At 69.5% G+C, this 17,976-nt stretch carries 18 protein-coding genes; 14 read left to right on the top strand and 4 right to left on the bottom strand.

Translation table 11 applies throughout. The features are described from left to right. Positions 1–8: 8 nt before the first annotated feature. The 5 genes from rbfA to BA895_RS10020 all read left to right on the top strand — a co-directional run bounded on the left by rbfA (position 9) and on the right by BA895_RS10020 (position 5,727). Positions 9–509, top strand: coding sequence for a 30S ribosome-binding factor RbfA (rbfA, locus tag BA895_RS10040; protein WP_070191739.1), 501 nt, complete (start codon positions 9–11; stop codon positions 507–509). Beyond that, positions 506–1,489 carry a tRNA pseudouridine(55) synthase TruB gene (gene truB / locus BA895_RS10035; protein WP_070191738.1) on the top strand — a complete coding sequence of 328 codons (984 nt, stop codon included), beginning with the start codon at positions 506–508 and terminating at the stop codon, positions 1,487–1,489. The genes rbfA and truB overlap by 4 nt, the downstream gene beginning before the upstream one ends. A gap of 43 nt (positions 1,490–1,532) precedes the next feature. Further along, positions 1,533–2,519 carry a bifunctional riboflavin kinase/FAD synthetase gene (locus BA895_RS10030; RefSeq protein ID WP_070191994.1) on the top strand — a complete coding sequence of 329 codons (987 nt, stop codon included), beginning with the start codon at positions 1,533–1,535 and terminating at the stop codon, positions 2,517–2,519. Beyond that, positions 2,483–3,733, top strand: coding sequence for an FtsW/RodA/SpoVE family cell cycle protein (locus BA895_RS10025; RefSeq protein ID WP_083283183.1), 1,251 nt, complete (start codon positions 2,483–2,485; stop codon positions 3,731–3,733). Before BA895_RS10030 ends, BA895_RS10025 begins: the two co-directional genes overlap by 37 nt. Positions 3,734–3,867: 134 nt before the next feature. Then, positions 3,868–5,727, top strand: a complete 1,860-nt coding sequence (locus tag BA895_RS10020; protein ID WP_070191737.1) for a long-chain fatty acid--CoA ligase — start codon at positions 3,868–3,870, stop codon at positions 5,725–5,727. 51 nt (positions 5,728–5,778) lie between these two features. On the opposite strand, the gene BA895_RS23915 is transcribed toward BA895_RS10020, so the two are convergent. Beyond that, entirely contained in the window at positions 5,779–5,943 is a 165-nt protein-coding gene (locus BA895_RS23915; RefSeq protein ID WP_175442294.1) for a hypothetical protein, read from the bottom strand. Continuing rightward, a complete protein-coding gene (locus BA895_RS10015; RefSeq protein ID WP_070191736.1) occupies positions 5,940–6,101 on the bottom strand; it encodes a ribbon-helix-helix domain-containing protein in 162 nt (53 codons plus the stop codon). The genes BA895_RS23915 and BA895_RS10015 overlap by 4 nt, the downstream gene beginning before the upstream one ends. A gap of 68 nt (positions 6,102–6,169) precedes the next feature. Between BA895_RS10015 and BA895_RS10010 the strand changes: the two genes are divergently transcribed. Further along, positions 6,170–8,158 (top strand): TIGR03960 family B12-binding radical SAM protein, encoded by a 1,989-nt coding sequence (locus BA895_RS10010; RefSeq protein ID WP_070191735.1) that lies wholly within the window; start codon positions 6,170–6,172, stop codon positions 8,156–8,158. Positions 8,159–8,294: 136 nt separating this feature from the next. On the opposite strand, the gene BA895_RS10005 is transcribed toward BA895_RS10010, so the two are convergent. Further along, positions 8,295–8,828, bottom strand: coding sequence for an NUDIX hydrolase family protein (locus tag BA895_RS10005; protein ID WP_070191734.1), 534 nt, complete (start codon positions 8,826–8,828; stop codon positions 8,295–8,297). A gap of 126 nt (positions 8,829–8,954) precedes the next feature. On the opposite strand from BA895_RS10005, the gene BA895_RS10000 reads away from it, so the two are divergent. From BA895_RS10000 to BA895_RS09990, 3 genes are read left to right on the top strand one after another with little or no spacing between them, the layout of a single operon-like run. Next, positions 8,955–9,146, top strand: a complete 192-nt coding sequence (locus BA895_RS10000) for a hypothetical protein (RefSeq protein WP_070191733.1) — start codon at positions 8,955–8,957, stop codon at positions 9,144–9,146. Continuing rightward, positions 9,143–9,733: a PRC-barrel domain-containing protein gene (locus BA895_RS09995; protein ID WP_070191732.1), complete on the top strand. Its 591-nt coding sequence runs from the start codon at positions 9,143–9,145 to the stop codon at positions 9,731–9,733. The genes BA895_RS10000 and BA895_RS09995 overlap by 4 nt, the downstream gene beginning before the upstream one ends. Then, entirely contained in the window at positions 9,733–10,173 is a 441-nt protein-coding gene (locus BA895_RS09990; RefSeq protein WP_070191731.1) for a PRC-barrel domain-containing protein, read from the top strand. The genes BA895_RS09995 and BA895_RS09990 overlap by 1 nt, the downstream gene beginning before the upstream one ends. A 2-nt stretch (positions 10,174–10,175) precedes the next feature. Here BA895_RS09990 and BA895_RS09985 read toward each other — a convergent pair whose 3' ends face one another. Beyond that, complete coding sequence (locus BA895_RS09985) at positions 10,176–11,564, bottom strand: FAD-binding oxidoreductase (RefSeq protein WP_070191730.1); 1,389 nt, start codon at positions 11,562–11,564, stop codon at positions 10,176–10,178. 248 nt (positions 11,565–11,812) lie between these two features. Here BA895_RS09985 and ileS point away from each other — a divergent pair, with 248 nt between their 5' ends. Genes ileS through BA895_RS09960 form a run of 5 tightly spaced genes read left to right on the top strand, consistent with a single transcriptional unit; the run spans position 11,813 to position 17,975 of the window. Continuing rightward, on the top strand, positions 11,813–15,142 hold the full coding sequence (gene ileS, locus BA895_RS09980; protein ID WP_070191729.1) for an isoleucine--tRNA ligase: 3,330 nt from the start codon (positions 11,813–11,815) through the stop codon (positions 15,140–15,142). Further along, positions 15,139–15,669, top strand: a complete 531-nt coding sequence (locus tag BA895_RS09975) for a GNAT family N-acetyltransferase (RefSeq protein WP_070191728.1) — start codon at positions 15,139–15,141, stop codon at positions 15,667–15,669. The genes ileS and BA895_RS09975 overlap by 4 nt, the downstream gene beginning before the upstream one ends. Beyond that, positions 15,666–17,054 (top strand): folylpolyglutamate synthase/dihydrofolate synthase family protein, encoded by a 1,389-nt coding sequence (locus BA895_RS09970; protein ID WP_070191727.1) that lies wholly within the window; start codon positions 15,666–15,668, stop codon positions 17,052–17,054. Before BA895_RS09975 ends, BA895_RS09970 begins: the two co-directional genes overlap by 4 nt. 15 nt (positions 17,055–17,069) lie before the next feature. Continuing rightward, complete coding sequence (locus tag BA895_RS09965) at positions 17,070–17,516, top strand: hypothetical protein (protein ID WP_070191726.1); 447 nt, start codon at positions 17,070–17,072, stop codon at positions 17,514–17,516. 12 nt (positions 17,517–17,528) lie between these two features. Further along, a complete protein-coding gene (locus BA895_RS09960) occupies positions 17,529–17,975 on the top strand; it encodes a DUF4233 domain-containing protein (protein WP_070191725.1) in 447 nt (148 codons plus the stop codon). The last annotated feature ends 1 nt before the right edge of the window (position 17,976 follow it).

Here is a 17,976-nt window from a genome sequence, read left to right as displayed (position 1 = left end):
AGCCAGCCATGGCAGACCCAGCCCGCGCCCGCAAGGTCGCAGACCGCATCAAGGTCATCGTCGCGGAGTACCTCGAGTACCAGATCAAGGACGAGCAGCTCGGCTTCGTCACGATCACCGACACCCGCGTCACCGGCGACCTCCAGCACGCCTCGATCTTCTACACCGTGTTCGGGTCTGACGAGGAGCGCGCCGCCTCGGCCGCCGTGCTCTACGCCAACCGCGGTCGGATCAGGTCGGCCGTCGGCAAGGGAGTCGGGATCCGCCTGACGCCGTCGATCGAGTTCATCGCCGACGCCCTGCCCGAGGGTGCTGCCCACCTCGAGGACCTCGTGACCCAGACCCGCGCTCGCGACGAAGAGCTCGCGCGAGCGGCCGCCGGAGCGCGCCACGCCGGTGACGCGGACCCGTACAAGAAGCCCGTCGACCGTGACGACACCGACGACACCGACGACACCGACGACACCGAGGACGCCCAGGACGCCGGCTCCGACGCTGGGGTCAGGTGAGCGACGCCTCAGGGCTGCTCGTGGTCGACAAGCCCGCCGGCTGGACCAGCCACGATGTCGTCGCCCGGGCCCGGCGACTGTGCGGAACCCGGCGCGTGGGTCACGCCGGAACCCTCGACCCGATGGCGACCGGAGTGCTCGTGCTCGGGGTGGGCCGCGCCACCAAGCTGCTCACGTTCCTGGTGGGGCTCGACAAGGAGTACACCGCCACCATCCGGCTCGGCCAGGCCACCGTGACCGACGACGCCGAGGGGGAGGTCACCAGCGCGTGCGGTGCCCCTGACGCGGCGGTGACCTCGGCCGCGCTGACGGATGCCGTAAGCGCCTTGACGGGTGACATCCAGCAGGTGCCGAGCTCGGTCAGCGCCATCAAAGTGAACGGTGAGCGCAGCTACGCCACGGTGCGCAAGGGCGGCGTGGTCGACCTCCCGGCCCGACCCGTCACCGTCAGCCGGTTCGACGTGCTGGCCCGACGACCGGCGGTAGCCGAGATGCCCGATGGGGCAGCCGTCGACGTCCTCGACCTCGACATCGTGGTGGCGGTCTCGTCCGGCACCTACGTTCGGGCCCTGGCCCGTGATCTCGGCGAGCGCCTCGGCGTCGGCGGTCATCTGACTGCCCTGCGCCGCACTCGCGTCGGCCGCTTCGACCTGGCCACGGCGAGCCCCCTCGACGACCTGAGCGGGCGGGTCGAGCAGGCGGGCGTGGGCAGCCTGACCCTCATCTCTCTGGTCGACGCCGCCCGGGCTCAGCTGGAGGTGCACGAGATCAGCGGCGCGGAGGCCGTCAGGCTCGGGCACGGCCAGCGCATCGCGAGCAGGCCGGGGTGCGGCGATGCGGTGGCCGCCATCGACCCCGCTGGCCGGCTCGTCGCGGTGCTCGACGAGACCGCGACGATGGCCCGGGCCCGGGTGGTCTTCGAGCCCGCGACGGCGGCGTCGACAGGCGCGTCGCAGGCGCCCCACCCGGCATCCGGCTGATCGCGTGTACGACGGCTCCGACGCGGCCACTACAGTGGTCGCCGTGCAGCGGTGGTATGGAATGGGCGACGTCCCGACGGGCCTGAGCCCAACGGTCGTCACGCTCGGCAACTTCGACGGTGTCCACCGCGGGCACCGTGAGGTGCTGACCCGGGTCGTGCGCGAGGCCGGCCTGCGCGGGGCCATGCCGGTCGCCGTGACCTTCGAACCCCACCCGGTGGCTGTGCTCTACCCCGACCGGGCACCGGCAGCCGTGATGTCGGTCGAGCAACGGCTCGACGCTCTCGAGTCGGTCGGGCTGGCCGCCGTGCTGGTCATCGAGTTCACCCGTAAGTTCGCCCAGCAGACCCCGGAGGAGTTCGTGCGTTCGACGTTCGTCGACGCCTTGGGCGCTGCCGTGGTGGTCGTCGGCAAGGACACCCGCTTCGGGGTGCGCAACTCCGGCGACGTGCAGACGCTGCGCGACCTCGGTGCGGTGCACGGCTTCGAGGTGATCACGCTCGACGACGTCGGTGGGGGCCCAGCCGAGGTGACCACCACCGAGGCCACCCGCTGGAGCTCGACCCAGCTGCGTGCCGAGCTGCTCGGTGGCAACGTCGAGCACGCCACCGAGATCCTCGGTCGGCCGCACGCGGTGGCCGGCACCGTGGTGCACGGCGACCACCGGGGCCGTGAGCTGGGCTACCCCACGGCCAACCTCAGTCCCGACCACGAGGGGCTGGTGCCCAGCGACGGGGTGTACGCGGGCTGGCTGATCCGGCTGGGGTTGGCCTCCAACGATCCCGATCGCACCCTTCCGGCCGCCATCTCCGTGGGCACCAACCCCACCTTCGACGGTCAGCAGAGGCGAGTCGAGGCCTATGTGCTCGATCGCACCGATCTCGACCTCTACGGCGAACGCGTCTCCATGCTGTTCGTCGCCAACCTGCGGCCGACCCTGAAGTTCGACTCCGTCGACGCGCTCGTCGAGCAGATGAAGCTGGACGTCTCGCGGTGTCGCGAGATCCTCGCCTCGATCGTGCCCTCCTGACCCGCAACGACCACACCCTGGGTGGCGGGGGTCGACGGGTCGGTCAGCGCGGGCGGCTCGGGCAGTCGTTGCTGCGGGTCGACCTCGGCCTGTTCATCGGTGCTGCGGGCCTCTCGGCGATCGGGGTTCTGCTCGTGTGGTCGGCCACCCACGTGACGCACGGGTCGTCGTTGGCCCTCAGGCAGGCCCTCAGCGTCGTGATCGGCATAGTTGCTGCGGTCCTCGTGACCCGGTTGGACATGCGGGTCGTTCGGGCGCTGGCCCCGGTCGTCTACCTGCTGGCGGTGCTCGGGCTGGCGGCCGTCGTCTCACCTCTGGGCACGACCGTGAACGGGTCACGCTCCTGGATCCGGCTTCCCGGCGGTTTCACGCTGCAGCCCTCCGAGCTGATGAAGGTGGCGCTCGCGATCGGTCTCGCCATGCTGCTTGCCGAGCGGTCCGACCGGTTCGGTCCATCTGAACCATCCGGCGCGTCTGGTCGCGGTCGGGCCGGCGGGCGCCAACGCCATCGCGACGTGGCGCTCGCCTGGGTGGTGGCCGGCATCCCCATCGTGCTCGTACTGGCCCAGCCGGACCTGGGCTCGGCCATCGTGCTGGTGGCGATGGCGCTGGTCATCATCGCCACAGCGGGTGCGCCGCCGGTCTGGACCGTCGGGGTGTCGCTGACCGGCATCGGCTTGGTGCTGGCCGCGTTCCTGACGCCGATTCTGAGCGGGTACCAGCGCAACCGCCTGCGCGCCTTCCTCGACCCCTCCCTCGACCCCCAGGGCATCGGCTACCAGACCCGGCAGGTGCGCATCGCGATCGGGTCCGGCGGGCTCGGCGGGCAGGGCCTCTTCGAGGGGCGCCAGACCCAGGGTGGCTTCATCCCGTTCCAGGAGACCGACTTCATCTTCTCCGTCGTGGGGGAGGAGCTGGGCTTCGTCGGAGCGGTGGGGATGATCGTGCTGATCGGCTTCATCGTCGTGCGCGCGGTGTTGGTCGCCGGCCGCGTCGACGCCTTCGGCCGCCTCGTGGTGACCGGCATCGCGGTGTGGTTCGGGGTGCAGGCGTTCGAGAACATCGGGATGAACCTCGGCATCACCCCGGTCACGGGGCTGCCGCTGCCGTTCGTGTCGTACGGCGGGTCGTCGATGGTCGCCGCCTGGATCGCGGTCGGGCTCGTCGGAAAGGTCTCCTCGACGCGTCGCCTGCTCGGCAGCGGGGGGCCGTAAGTTACCGGGGGGTCACGGTGCGGTCTCCTTCACGACCGAAGAGGTGACGGAACCGGCGTTTCTTGACACGATCTGCCCAACGGCAGCGCCAGCGACACGACGCGACGGCTGACCGCAGCGACGAAGGAGTCCGAATGCCTCTGCACGCCCGCACTGACCAGGTCGTCGACCAGGCCATCCTTGACGGCCGAGCGCCGAGCGTCGGTGCCCTGTTCCGGAACCGGGTTCGGGCCACGCCGGATGCAGCGGCCTACCTGTACTTCGAGAACGGTGGCAGCCGGCTGCTCACCATGACGTGGCGCGAGACCGACACGATCGTGCGGGAGTGGGCCGCGGGCCTGATCAGCCTCGGGGTCGAGGTCGAGGACCGGGTCGCGGTGGCCTCGACGACGCGCGTCGAGTGGGTGCTGGCCGACCTCGCGATCATCTGTTGCGGGGCCGCCACCACGACCGTCTACCCGACGACGATCGGAGGGGACGTCGCCTTCATCCTCAACGACTCGGGATCGTGCATCGTCTTCGCCGAGGACGACGCCCAGGTCGCCAAGCTCACCGAACGTCGTGCCGAGATCGGCGACGTTCGGCACGTCATCGCCCTCACCGGCAGCGGCAGCGACGACGGCTGGGTGATCAGCACCGACGACCTCGCCGAGCGAGGGCGGGCCCTGCTCGTCGAGCAGCCCACGGCCGTCGACGACCGCATCGACGCCCTCGGCCCCGAGAACCTCGCGGTGCTCATCTACACCTCGGGCACCACGGGCCGGCCCAAGGGGGTGCGTCTGGTGCACGACAGCGTCGTCTACGAGGGGGCGGTGATCGACGCCGTCGGCTCGCTCACCATCGACGACCTGCAGTTCCTCTGGCTGCCGCTCTCGCACGTCTTCGGCAAGATGCTGCTGGCCACCGGCCTGCAGATCGGTTTCCCGACCGCTGTCGACGGGCGGGTCGAGAAGATCGTCGAGAACATGGCGATCATCAAGCCGACCTTCATGGCCGGCCCCCCGCGCATCTTCGAGAAGGCGTACGGCCGGGTGTCACTCATGTTCGCGCAGGAGACCGGCGTCAAGAAGTCTCTGATCGACTGGGCGCTCGGCGTCGGCGGCGAGATGCGCGACGTGCACGAACGCGGAGAGTCTCCTTCGACCGCCCTCTCGCTTCGCCACAAGGTCGCCACGAAGCTGGTGCTGCGCAAGGTGCAGGAGCGCTTCGGCGGCCGGGTGCGGTTCATGATCAGTGGCTCGGCCCCGCTGAACGCCGATGTCGCCAAGTGGTTCGCGGCGGTCGGTCTGCTCGTCGGGGAGGGCTACGGCCTCACCGAGACCTCGTCGGGCACGACCGTCAACACCCCGACGCCGGGGGAGTACGCCTTCGGCTCGGTCGGCTGGCCGATGCCCGGCACCTCGGTGCGCATCGCCGACGACGGCGAGATCCTGATCAAGGGGCCGGGGGTCATGCGTGGCTACCACAACAACCCCGAGGCGACCGCCGAGGTGCTCACTGACGACGGCTGGTTCAGCAGCGGCGACATCGGGCACATCGACGAGCGCGGGTTCGTCTACGTCACCGACCGCAAGAAGGACCTCTTCAAGACCTCCGGCGGCAAGTACATCGCTCCCGCCGCGATCGAGGCCACCTTCAAGGGGAAGTGCCCCTTCGTCAGCCAGTTCCTCGTGCACGGCGCCGGCCACAACTACGCCACGGCGCTCGTCACCCTCGACCCCGACGCGATCACCGGGTGGGCGGCAACACAGGGCCTGGCCGGTAAGTCCTACGCCGAGATCGCCACCTCACCCCAGGCCCGGGCGCTCGTGCAGAAGTACGTCGATGACCTCAACGCCGGCCTGAACCGGTGGGAGACGATCAAGAGCTTCGCCATCCTTGACCACGACCTGAGCGTCGAGGGTGGTGAGCTGACGCCGAGCATGAAGCTGCGGCGCCGGATCGTCACCGACAAGTACCGCGACGAGATCGACAAGCTCTACACCGACGCCTGACGCGCGACCAGCGCTGGTTCGAGGTGATGCGCGACCGCCGACGGTCGCGCATCACCTCGACCGGTGGTGGGTCTCGACGTGCCCGACAGCCGTTGTTGCAGCGGCTCGAGGGGTGGTCGCCAGGCCACGGTGCTCGAGGATGCCGGCGACCTCGGCCACGTCGCGCGTCTCACCCGTCAGCACCGTCGTGCCCGACGGCATCCGGTGGTCGTTCATGGCTTCTCCTTGCGGTCTGCGTATTCGGTCAGCGCTGCCTCGACGAGGGCCGACAGGCTGGTGCCCTCGTCGATGGCGAGGTGTTTGACGCGGGTGACGAGGGTGTGTGGCAGGTAGACGTTGAACTGGGCCTTACCGGGGCGGGGATCGGTTACCATGCACGCATGCTAGCAAAATAGCAAATGCTTGGACAGATGCAACCGTCGACGGCACGTACCATGGCCCGATGATCGGAGACTCGGTATGGGGTGACCTCGAGCCGCTGCTCGAGCGGGTGAACAAACCCATCCAGTACGTCGGCGGTGAGCTGAACTCGACCGTCAAGGAGTGGAACGTCGGGGGCTTCGGCCCCGACGGTGCCGACCTGACCATCCGCTGGGCCCTGATGTACCCCGACGCCTACGAGGTCGGGGTGCCCAACCAGGGCGTCATGATCCTCTACGAGGTGCTCAACGAGCGGGCCGACGTCATCGCCGAGCGCACCTACTCCGTGTGGCCAGACCTCGAGGCGCTGCTGCGCGAGGCGGCCCTGCCGCAGTTCACCGTCGACGCCCACCGGTCGGTGCGCGACTTCGACCTGTTCGGCCTCAGCTTCTCGACCGAGCTCGGCTACACCAACATGCTCACCGCCCTTGACCTGGCCGGCATCCCGCTGCACTCCGCCGACCGCGGCATAGACGACCCGATCGTCATCGCCGGTGGCCACGCGGCCTTCAACCCCGAGCCGGTCGCCGACTTCATCGACTGCGCCATCGTCGGCGACGGTGAGCAGGCGGTGCTGACCGTCACCGACATCGTGGGGGAGTGGAAGGCTGCCGGACGGCCCGGCGGCCGCCGAGAGGTGCTGCTGCGTCTGGCCCGCACCGGCGGGGTCTACGTGCCGGCGTTCTACGACGTCAGCTACCTGGCCGACGGCCGCATCCAGCGGGTCGCCCCGGCGCCCGACGCGACCGGCGTGCCGTGGCGGGTTTCGAAACACACCGTCATGGACCTCGACGCGTGGCCCTACCCGAAGCAGCCCCTCGTGCCGCTGGCCGAGTCGGTGCACGAGCGCATGTCGGTCGAGATCTTCCGCGGCTGCACCCGAGGATGCCGCTTCTGCCAGGCCGGCATGATCACCCGACCCGTGCGCGAGCGGTCGATCACCGGCGTGGGTGAGATGGTCGAACGCGGCCTGGCGGCGACGGGGTTCGAGGAGGTGGGCCTGCTCTCGCTGAGCTCGGCCGACCACTCCGAGATCGCTGCGATGACCAAGGGGCTGGCTGACCGTTACGAGGGCACCCAGACCGGCCTCTCGCTGCCGTCGACCCGGGTCGACGCCTTCAACATCGACCTGGCCAACGAGCTCACCCGCAACGGGCGGCGCTCGGGCCTCACCTTCGCGCCCGAGGGCGGGTCGGAGCGCATCCGCAAGGTGATCAACAAGATGGTCACCGAGGAAGACCTCATCAAGACCGTCGCGGCCGCCTACGGCGCCGGCTGGCGGCAGGTGAAGCTCTACTTCATGTGCGGGCTGCCGACCGAGACCGACGAAGACGTGCTGCAGATCGCTGAGCTGGCCAAGCGGGTGATCGAGACCGGTCGACAGACCTCAGGGCGACGCGACATCCGCTGCACCGTGTCGATCGGCGGGTTCGTGCCGAAGCCGCACACCCCCTTCCAGTGGACGGCCCAGCTCGGCCCGGAGGAGACCGATGCCCGGCTGGCCAAGCTGCGCGACGCGATCCGGGCCGACAAGCGGTACGCCAGCTCGATCGGGTTCCGCTACCACGACGGCAAGCCCGGCATCGTCGAGGGCCTGCTGTCGCGCGGCGACCGACGGGTCGGGCGCGTCATCGAGACGGTGTGGCGAGCGGGGCAGCGGTTCGACGGCTGGAGCGAGCACTTCTCGTACGAGCGGTGGATGGCGGCCGCCGAGTCCGCGTTCGCCGAGCTGCCGGTCGACCTGGCCTGGTACACCACGCGGGAGCGAGACCAGCACGAGGTGCTGCCCTGGGACCACCTCGACTCCGGTCTCGACAAGGACTGGCTCTGGGAGGACTGGCAGGACGCGCTCGACGAGACCGAGGTCGACGACTGCCGCTGGACCCCGTGCTTCGACTGCGGAGTCTGCCCCCAGATGGGCACCGAGATCGAGGTCGGCCCCACCGGCAAGACCCTGCTGCCCCTCACCGTGATGGGCTCCGGCCGGCAGGCCCTCGCCGAACAGCACTGAGTCCGTACGAAAGTGGCCACTCGACCAAGTCAGGTCGAGTGGCCACTTTCGTACGTCGACCTACCGCACCCCAGGTCGAGTGGCCACTTTCGTACGGTACGAAAGTGGCCACTCGACTGGTGGGTTGGCGGGGGGATCAGATCGGGTAGCCCACATGGGCCAGGGCCTGGCGTACCAGCACGCCGTGCGACCCCGACATCTCACCGCGGATCGCGATCGAGGCGGCCTCTTCTGGCGTCACCCACGAGAGGTCGAGGGCATCCTGTTGGGGCCGGCAGTCGCCGGTCACCGCGACGACGAACGCCAGCGACACTGCGTGCTGCCGAGGGTCGTGGAACGGGGTGACCCCCGGGGTGGGGAAGAACTCGGCCACCGTGAACGGCTGTGGAGACAGGGGAATTCGTGGCAGGGCCATCGGCCCGAGGTCGTTCTCGAGATGCCGCATGAGCGCGTCGCGGATCTTCTCGTGGTAGAGCACTCGCCCGCCCACGACCTCCTGGCCGATGCCGCCGTCGGTGTCGGCCCGCATCAGCAGCCCGATGTGGGTCACGCTTCCTCGGTCGTCGACGCGCACCGGGATCGCGCTGACGTAGAGGATCGGCAGCCGATCTCGCGCATTGTCGAGCTCTTCACGGCTGAGCCAGGCTCCGGTCGTCTCCACGTCGGTCATGACCTCATCCTGTCAAACGTTGCCGGTGGTGCCGATCGCCGCACCGCGGTGTGCTGGCCTAGGGTGAGAGGCGGAGCATGGCGGGTCACGTCGCGCCCGAAACCTCTGCTGAGAGAACGGTGTGCCATGGAGTGGTGGGGCTGGCTGATCGTGGTCGTCGTGGTGGCGGCAGTGCTCGCGTTGGCGGTGCTGCTCGTGCAGAGCCGTCGCCGACGGGGTGGTGTCATCATCGACCGCAGCGGCAAGGGGCCGAGCGGCCCCCACGGTTCGGGTGGTTCGGGTGGTTCGACCGGCGGGTCTGGAGGGGGTGGCGCATGAGCCGCCTCATGCGCACCAGCGAGATCACCCAGCGGCCTGTCGTGACCCTGGCCGGTGACGACATCGCCCAGATCAAGGACATCGTGTACGCCGCCGACGGCGGCTCCGTTCGCGGTTTCACCCTCGCCGGTCGTGGGCTCTTCTCGGGTCCTCTCTCGACGGTGCTGCCGTGGTCGAAGGTGGCCGCGCTCGGCAGTGACGCCGTGATGATTCGCGACGAGCACGCCCTGACCGACCCCGCCGCGCTGGAGGCCGGTTCGGCCCGGTCGATCGGCAAGGGTGGCAACATCCTCGGGTCGCAGGTGCTGACCGACACCGGCACCGACCTGGGCCGGGTGGTCGACGCCATCGTCGAGGTGGCCGGTGGTCATGACCAGTGCGACGTCGTCGGCTACGAGATCGAGTCGTCGGAGGCTCTGGAGAACGCCGGCACGAAGGTGCTCATCCCGCTGCCCGACACGGTGGCCGCATCCGGAGAGCACCTCATCGTGCCGGCTTCGGCCCGCAACTTCGTGCGCAAGGACCTCGCGGGCTTCGGCGCCGCGGTGGCGGAGTTTCGCAAGCAGCTCGAAGGAGGGGGAAGCTGATGCTCTTCTCCAAGTCCCGTAAGCACAAGGTCGTGAGCACCGGCACGGCCGAGACGGTGGCCCGGGTCAAGGGCTTTGTCGTCGACCCGGCCACCCGGCACGTCGTTGCCCTGATGGTTCGCAAGAGCAAGCAGGGCGACACCCTGCCCTGGACGCGCATCTCCGGCTTCGGGCCGGATGCCGTCACCGTGGCCGACGAGGCGGCGATCGGCCCGGCCGACGAGCCGATCGCGGCCCTCTCGGGCAAGTCGAACACGATGCTGAAGAAGCAGGCCATCTCCTCGTTCGGCGACCACATCGGCACCGTCACCGACGTCGCCTTCGACGGCGACACCGGGGCCATCCAGTCGGTGCTCGTCGACGGTGAGCCGGTTCCGGCCGACCGGCTGCTCGGGGTCGGCTCGTATGCCGTGGTGCTGGAGGCGGAACCCACCCCCTGAGCTCAGGCCGAAGACCCGGGAAACACGACGCCCGGGTTCATGATCCCCAGCGGGTCGAAGACGCCCTTGAGTCGTCGCTGCCGGTCGAGCTCGGCCGTGCCCAGCTCGAGGCCCAGCCAGGGCGCCTTGAGGGAGCCGATCCCGTGCTCGCCGCTGATGGTGCCGTCGAGGTCGAGCCCGAGCCGCACGAGGTCGTCGAAGGCCTGCCACGCCCGAGCCTGGCTGTCGGGGTCGTCACGGTCGTAGACGATCGAAGGGTGGAGGTTACCGTCGCCGGCATGACCGCTCACCGGGATGGTGACCCGGCGCCGGTCGGCGACCTCGAGGGCGCCGCGCATGAACTCAGCGAGCCGCCCGACGGGCACGCAGATGTCCTCTGCGATGCGGGCGCCCAGGGCCTCGAACGCCGTGCTCATGACCCGGCGCCCTTCGAGCAGCACCTCCGACTCGCCGGGGTCGTCCGCCACCGCCACCTCGGAAGCGCCTGCGGCAGTGAGCAGCTCGGCGTAGCGGGTCACGTCGTCGGCGACGTGGTCGGGGCGGTCGGCCTGCACGAGCAGCACGGCTTCGGCGTCGTCAGGGAAGCCGTAGTCGCCGAAGGCCTGCACGGCGCGGATGCTGGAGCGGTCCATGATCTCGAGCAGGCACGGCCGGTGCCGGTCGCGTCGCAGGGCCAGAATGCCGGCCACCGCATCGTCGAGCGAGGTGAACACCGCCAGCGCCGTCAGGGCCGGGTCGGGTGCCGGCTGCAGGCGTACGACGACCTCGGTGACGACGCCGAGAGTTCCCTCCGAGCCGACGAACAGCCCCGTCAGGTCGTAGCCGGTGACCCCCTTGGCGGTGCGATGGCCGGTGGTCATCACCTCTCCGCCGGGGAGCACCACCTGCAGCGCCTTGACCCAGTCAGCCGTGACGCCGTACTTCACGCAGCACAGACCGCCCGCGTTGGTCGCCACGTTGCCCCCGATGGTGCAGGTCTCCCACGAGGCCGGGTCGGGGCCGTAGAAGAGCCCGTTCGCCTCGGCCGCCCGCTTGAGGTCGGCGTTGACGACGCCGGGCCCCACCACGGCGTACCCCTCGACGGCGTCGATCTGCGGCTCGCCCGCCAAGGCCTCCACGTTGAGCACGATGGCTCCCTCGGTCGCCATGGCGCCGCCGACCCGAGACGTACGTGCCCCCTGCGGCACGACCGGGGTGCGCGTGGCCTGGGCGTGCTCGAGCACGGCGACCACATCACCGAGGTCGCGCGCCCGCACCACGGTGAAGTCGCCCGGCAGCGACGGCTCCGACGCCGTTGACGAGGCGTCGACGGCATGGGACGCGGCCACGTCGGGGTCGGCCACCACCTTGCCGAGAAGTCGGTCGGGCAGTTTCGAGGTGGGGGTGCTCACCCTCTCAGGCTAGACTTCTGGGCACAGGCGTTCGAGCCGTCATCAGCGGCGAGCCTCCGGAAGAACAGGACCGCGTCAGCGAGCCTCACTAGAACCGGACGGATGGGCTTCGTCACAGCCTTCGGCAAGAGCGGTCGGATGCCGCTCACGGGAGTGAGCACACGGCATCCGGCAAGCGGGGTGGCACCGCGGCGGAGACGTCGTCCTCGTGTTGGAGCATGACCACACGAACGCCAGGAGAGCCGAGCATGACCTACCCCAAGGTCACCACCACCGACGAGCCGTCTGCCGACGCAGTGACCGGCCGTGCCACCACTGTCCCCTCGAACCCGCGGTTCCCCGAGATCGAGGAACGGGTGCTGAGGTACTGGGACGCCGACGGCACGTTCGTCGCGTCGGTCGAGAACCGCGATGCGGGCACCGACGGCGACAACGAGTTCGTCTTCTACGACGGCCCGCCCTTCGCGAACGGGCTGCCGCACTACGGCCACCTGCTCACCGGCTACGTCAAGGACATCGTGCCGCGCTACCAGACGATGCGCGGCAAGCGCGTCGAGCGCCGGTTCGGGTGGGACACCCACGGGCTGCCGGCCGAGCTCGAGGCGCAGCGCCAGCTCGGCCTGAAGACCAAGCAGGACATCCTCGATCTCGGGATCGACCGGTTCAACGAGGCGTGCCGCAGCTCGGTGCTGAAGTACACCGGGGAGTGGCAGGAGTACGTCACGCGGCAGGCGCGCTGGGTCGACTTCGACCACGACTACAAGACTCTCGACCCCGGCTACATGGAGTCGGTCATCTGGGCCTTCAAGACCCTGCACGACAAGGGTCTGGTCTACGAGGGCTTCCGGGTGCTGCCCTACTGCTGGAACGACCAGACGCCGCTGAGCAACCACGAGCTGCGCATGGACGACGACGTCTACAAGATGCGGCAGGACCCAGCGGTCACCATCGGGCTGCGCCTCGAGACGGGCGAGCTGGCCCTGGTCTGGACCACGACCCCGTGGACCCTGCCGGCCAACCTCGGCATCATGGTCGGCCCCGACATCGACTACGTCGTCGTGGAGGCTGACTTTCCGACCGGCACCACGGAGCGCTACGTCATCGGTGCCGCGCGCCTCGCCGCCTACGCCAAGGACCTCTTCGGCCCCGACGTCGACCTGGCCACCCTCGACGACCGGGTGGTCGAGCGGCTCACGGGCGCCGACCTGTTGGGTCGCTCCTTCACGCCGCCGATGAGCTACTACCTTGGCCACGAACGCGCGCACCGCGTGTTCGCCGCCGACTTCGTCACCACCGAGGACGGCACCGGGCTCGTGCACACCGCCGGCGCTTTCGGTGAGGAGGACAAGATCGTCACGGATGCCGCAGGCATCGTTCCCGTGATGCCCGTCGGCCCTGACGGCCGGTTCACCTTCCCGGTCAGCGACTACGAGGGCATGCAGGTCTTCGACGCGAACCTGCACATCATCGACCACCTCAAGGCCGCGACCCGAAGCGAGGGCGACACGGGTTCGGTCACGCCCGGCACGGTGCTGCTGCGCCGTGAGACGTACGACCACAGCTACCCGCACTGCTGGCGCTGCCGCGAGCCGCTCATCTACATGGCCGTCTCGAGCTGGTTCGTCGAGGTGACGAAGTTCAAGGACCGCATGCTCGAGCTCAACCAGCAGATCGAGTGGACCCCGTCGCACATCCGTGACGGTCAGTTCGGCAAGTGGCTGGCCAACGCCCGTGACTGGTCGATCTCGCGAAACCGCTTCTGGGGCAGCCCGATCCCGGTGTGGAAGTCTGATGACCCGCGGTATCCGCGCGTCGACGTCTACGGCTCCTTCGCCGAGCTGGAGGCCGACTTCGGGCGCCCGGTGACCGACCTGCACCGGCCGTACATCGACGAGCTGACCCGGCCCAACCCTGACGACCCGCGCACGCCCGAGCAGGGGCAGTCGACCATGCGCCGCATCGAGGACGTCTTCGACGTATGGTTCGACTCCGGCTCGATGCCCTACGCCCAGGTGCACTATCCGTTCGAGAACACGGAGTGGTTCGAGCACCATTACCCGGGCGACTTCATCGTCGAGTACATCGGGCAGACCCGCGGCTGGTTCTATCTGATGCACGTGCTCGCCACGGCCCTGTTCGACCGGCCGGCGTTCAAGACCTGCGTCAGCCACGGCATCGTGCTCGGCTCCGACGGGCAGAAGATGAGCAAGTCGCTGCGCAACTACCCCGACGTGCGCGAGGTCTTCGACCGCGACGGCGCCGACGCCATGCGGTGGTTCCTGATGAGCAGCCCGATCCTGCGCGGGGGCAACCTCGTGGTCACCGAGCAGGGCATCCGTGACGGTGTACGCCAGGTCATGATCCCACTCTGGAACGCCTGGTCGTTCTTCGCGCTCTACGCCAACACGGCGAACGGTGGTGACGGCTACGAGGCCAAGTGGTCGACCGCGTCGACCGACGTGCTCGACCGCTATCTGCTGGCCAAGCTGCACGACTTTGTCAGCGACATGCAGCAGCATCTCGACGCCTACGAGATCGCCGCGGCGTGCGACACGATGCGAGGCTTTCTCGACGTGCTGACCAACTGGTACATCCGGCGCTCGCGTGACCGGTTCTGGGGCGGTGAGACCGCCGAGTCGTACGCAGCCTTCGACACCCTGTACACCGCGCTCGAGACGGTGACCCGCACCGTGGCGCCCCTGCTGCCGCTCGTCACCGAGGAGATCTGGCGCGGGCTCACCGGTGGCCGATCGGTGCACCTCACCGACTACCCGCAGGCTGGTGACCTCCCGGCCGACGCGGCGCTGGTCTCCGCCATGGACCATGCGCGAGAGGTGTGCTCGGTGGCCTCGAGCCTGCGCAAGGCACGGTCGCTCCGCGCCCGGCTGCCCCTCGCGCGCCTGACCGTCGTGACCCACGACCCCTCGGCCCTTGAGCCGTTCCGCGGCCTCGTCTGTGACGAGGTGAACGTCAAGGCGCTCGAGCTGGTCGACCTCGCCGCCGCCAGTGAGGCCGACTTCGGGGTGAGCCAGCGTCTGACCGTCAACGCCCGTGCTGCCGGCCCGCGGTTGGGCCGCAACGTGCAGCTCGCCATCAAGGGCAGCAAGTCGGGCGACTGGTCGGTCGCCGACGGTGTCGTCACTGCGGGAGGGCTCGAGCTGGTCGCGGGGGAGTACTCGCTCGAGACCGTGGTCGCCAACGGTGTTGCGGGTACTGCCGCGAACGCCGAACCGTCCGAGCGGGCGACGGCCATGCTGCCCGGTGGTGGGTTCGTCGCACTCGACACCGTGGTCACGCCGGCGCTGGCCACCGAGGGCGTCGCGCGCGACCTGGTGCGGGCCGTGCAGCAGGCCCGCCGCGATGCCGGCCTGCACGTCAGCGACCGCATCCGCCTGACCATCTCGGGCGAGCCTGAGGTGTTCGAGGCCACGGTGACCCACCGAGACCTCATCGTCGAGGAGACTCTGGCGGCGGCCTTCGCGTCGGGGGGGCCGGAGCGCCCGCTTCCCGCCGGTGCCGGCACACCGGTCGTCGTCGGCGACAACCACGCTGCCACGATCCTGGTGGTGAAGGCGTGAGCACGACCGACAGCGCGAAGAGCCCGGCATCCGTGCAGATCCGCACGGCGCGCGGCGACGACCTCTCGGGGGCGATCTCGGTCGGGCACCGCACCTGGCTGGCCACCTACGAACCGATCGCCGGGCCCGAGTACGTCGCGATGGGTCTGGCCAAGTGGTGGACCCGAGACGCCGTGACGGCCTCGATCCGCGCCGGTCGCACGCTCGTGGCGGTGCTCGGCGACGAGGTGATCGGAGTCGCCACCCACGGGGTGCAGGACGATCACGTGGTGCTCTGGAAGCTGTACGTGCTGCCGGGCCAACACGGCAAGGGCATCGGTTCGGCCCTGCTGCGAGAGGTCGAGCAGCGGGCCGTTGCGGCAGGCCACCGCACCCTCGTGCTGTCGCACATCGCCGGCAACGAGCAGGCGGCCCGGTTCTACGTCAAGCACGGCTTCGTGACGACCCAGGTTGAGAAAGGCGGTTCCGGCATGCCCGACAGCGTCTGGATGTCCAAGGATCTCGGTAACGGAGCGGACGCCACATGAACGGGCGTCCCGACGAGGCGGCCCGCGCGGCGGCCGCGAACCTCGAGCAGATGAAGCGCATGCGTCAGATCGAGGAGGCGATCATCGCTCGCGCCCCCGAGAACGATGTGGGCCCGTCTCTCGAGCGCATCGAAGCCGTCATGGAGCTCGCCGGTGATCCGCAGAAGTCCTACCCCGTCATCCACCTGACGGGTACCAACGGCAAGACCTCGACGAGCCGGATGATCGACAGCATCCTGCGTGAGGCCGGCCTCTCGACCGGTCGGTTCACGTCGCCGCACCTGCACGACATCCGCGAGCGGATCACGTTGATGGGCAAGCCGATCCCGCGTGAGAAGTTCATCGCCGCCTATGACGACATCGCGCCCCTGGTCGAGATCGTCGACGCGCGCTCACTCGCGACCGGCGGTCGCCGGATGAACTTCTTCGAGGTGCTCGTCGCGGTGGCCTTCGCCGCCTTCGCGGACGCCCCGGTCGATGTCGCCGTCATCGAGGTCGGGCTCGGCGGCTCGTGGGATGCGACGAACGTGGCTGACGGCCAGGTCGCCGTCATCACGCCGGTCGACCTCGACCACACGCACCTGCTGGGTGACGACGTCGTCGACATCGCGCGCGAGAAGAGCGGCATCATCAAAGCCGACTCCATCACCGTCTCGGCCGAGCAGGCGCAGGACGTCGTCGGCGTGCTGCGCGAGCGGGCCGACGAGGTCGGGGCCCGAATCGTGTTCGAGGAGCAGGACTTCGGCGTGCTCGCGCGCGAGCCCGGTATCGGCGGTCAGCTGGTGTCGCTGCGCGGCCTGGCCGCCGAGTACCCCGATCTGTTCCTGCCTCTGTTCGGGGCTCACCAGGCCCACAACCTGGCGACTGCCGTGGCCGCGGCCGAGGCCTTCCTCGGTGGCGGGGCCCAAGCGCTCGAGATCGACGTGCTGCGCACGGCGTGTGAGGCCATGAGCTCGCCGGGACGCCTGGAGATCGTTCGCCGCAGCCCCACCGTGCTCGTCGACGCCGCCCACAACCCGCACGGCGCCCACTCTCTCGTGGCGGCTCTGGAGGAGTCGTTCGCCTTCACCACGACCGTCGGGCTGGTGGGGATCGTCGCCGACAAGGATGCCGCCGGCATCCTCGAGGTGCTCGAGCCTGCCTTCGACCACATCGTCGTCACACGCAGCAGCTCGCCACGGGCCATGGCTCCTGATCGCCTGGGCGAGCTGGCCGTCGAGCTGTTCGGCGAGTCACGCGTCACGGTCGTGCGCGACCTGCCCGACGCCCTCGAACAGGCTGTCACCCTGGCCGAGGAGAACGGCATGGGGGGAGGGGTCGTGGCGACGGGCTCGGTCATCACGGCCGGTGAGGTGCGGATGCTGCTCGGCCGCACCGAGGTGTAGCCGTAGGCTGAGAGCGTGCCTCCCATCGTCAAGCTCGTTCTGATTCTCGCCCTCGTCGCCGCCGGCGTGGTGCTCTACGGGCGCATCGTCGGCCGCCGCGACAGCGAGCGCACACGCAGCGGCCTGACGGAGGCCGTGCGCGCCGAGGTGAGCCGTGAGATCTCGGCGGGGCACAAGATCAACGCCATCAAGCTCTATCGCGACGCCACGGGGGTGCCCCTGGCCGACGCGAAGAAGACCATCGACACCTGGTTCGTGCCGGGTGTCGGCCCGGGAGTGCGCGACGCGGCCTCGTCGTGGACCGAGGGGCGCCTCACCGGTGAGGCCAGAATGCGCATCAGCGAGCTGGTTGCAGGTGACCGCCGCGATGACGCGATGCGGCTGTACGCCGAGGCGACCGGGGCCAGCTCGAGCGAGGCGCAGGCCATCATCCGGTCCTGGGACACGACCCAGAACTACTGAGCGGGGGATCGTATGCGGGGCCTGGTCTTCCACGGCATCACGGGCAAGTTCACCTATCGGATGCTGGCCACGGTGCTGGCCGGCCAGTCGGTCTGCCTGTTCCTCGGAGCCCTGGTGGCGAGGGCGGTGACGGCATCCGGCGGTGGTGAGGGACGCGGCACCACCTACCTGGTGGTTGGCTGCGGTCTGGCGGTGCTCTGTGTGCTGGCGGCGGGCTCGATGCGCCGGCCCTGGGGGGTCACGTTCGGGTGGGTGATCCAGGGGCTGACCCTGCTCAGCGCTCTCGTCGTGCCCATGATGTTCTTCGTGTGGCTGATCTTTCTGGCCCTCTGGGTGGGCTGCCTGGTGCAGGGCGACAAGGTCGACCGACTCGACGCCCGACGGGCAGCAGCGGCGGCCGGAGGGGACGAGCCTAGCCGGGCCGCCGAGCCAGACGGCTCCGGACGGCCGATAGGGTGAC

The organism is Humibacillus sp. DSM 29435 (assembly GCF_001758225.1).
Taxonomy (GTDB): domain Bacteria; phylum Actinomycetota; class Actinomycetes; order Actinomycetales; family Dermatophilaceae; genus DSM-29435.
The sequence above is the reverse complement of the archived record's forward strand: the minus strand, read 5'-3'. Positions and strand labels throughout refer to the sequence as shown.

What these genes read in the sequence shown, in the direction of transcription:
- BA895_RS23915 (WP_175442294.1), bottom strand. Translation starts at nt 5,943, where the DNA reads ATGAACGACCACCGGATGCCGTCGGGCACGACGGTGCTGACGGGTGAG.
- BA895_RS09970 (WP_070191727.1), top strand. Translation starts at nt 15,666, where the DNA reads ATGAACGGGCGTCCCGACGAGGCGGCCCGCGCGGCGGCCGCGAACCTC.
- BA895_RS10015 (WP_070191736.1), bottom strand. Translation starts at nt 6,101, where the DNA reads ATGGTAACCGATCCCCGCCCCGGTAAGGCCCAGTTCAACGTCTACCTG.
- BA895_RS09990 (WP_070191731.1), top strand. Translation starts at nt 9,733, where the DNA reads ATGCTCTTCTCCAAGTCCCGTAAGCACAAGGTCGTGAGCACCGGCACG.
- BA895_RS10020 (WP_070191737.1), top strand. Translation starts at nt 3,868, where the DNA reads ATGCCTCTGCACGCCCGCACTGACCAGGTCGTCGACCAGGCCATCCTT.
- BA895_RS10010 (WP_070191735.1), top strand. Translation starts at nt 6,170, where the DNA reads ATGATCGGAGACTCGGTATGGGGTGACCTCGAGCCGCTGCTCGAGCGG.
- BA895_RS10005 (WP_070191734.1), bottom strand. Translation starts at nt 8,828, where the DNA reads ATGACCGACGTGGAGACGACCGGAGCCTGGCTCAGCCGTGAAGAGCTC.
- BA895_RS09960 (WP_070191725.1), top strand. Translation starts at nt 17,529, where the DNA reads ATGCGGGGCCTGGTCTTCCACGGCATCACGGGCAAGTTCACCTATCGG.
- BA895_RS10000 (WP_070191733.1), top strand. Translation starts at nt 8,955, where the DNA reads ATGGAGTGGTGGGGCTGGCTGATCGTGGTCGTCGTGGTGGCGGCAGTG.
- BA895_RS09995 (WP_070191732.1), top strand. Translation starts at nt 9,143, where the DNA reads ATGAGCCGCCTCATGCGCACCAGCGAGATCACCCAGCGGCCTGTCGTG.
- ileS (WP_070191729.1), top strand. Translation starts at nt 11,813, where the DNA reads ATGACCTACCCCAAGGTCACCACCACCGACGAGCCGTCTGCCGACGCA.
- rbfA (WP_070191739.1), top strand. Translation starts at nt 9, where the DNA reads ATGGCAGACCCAGCCCGCGCCCGCAAGGTCGCAGACCGCATCAAGGTC.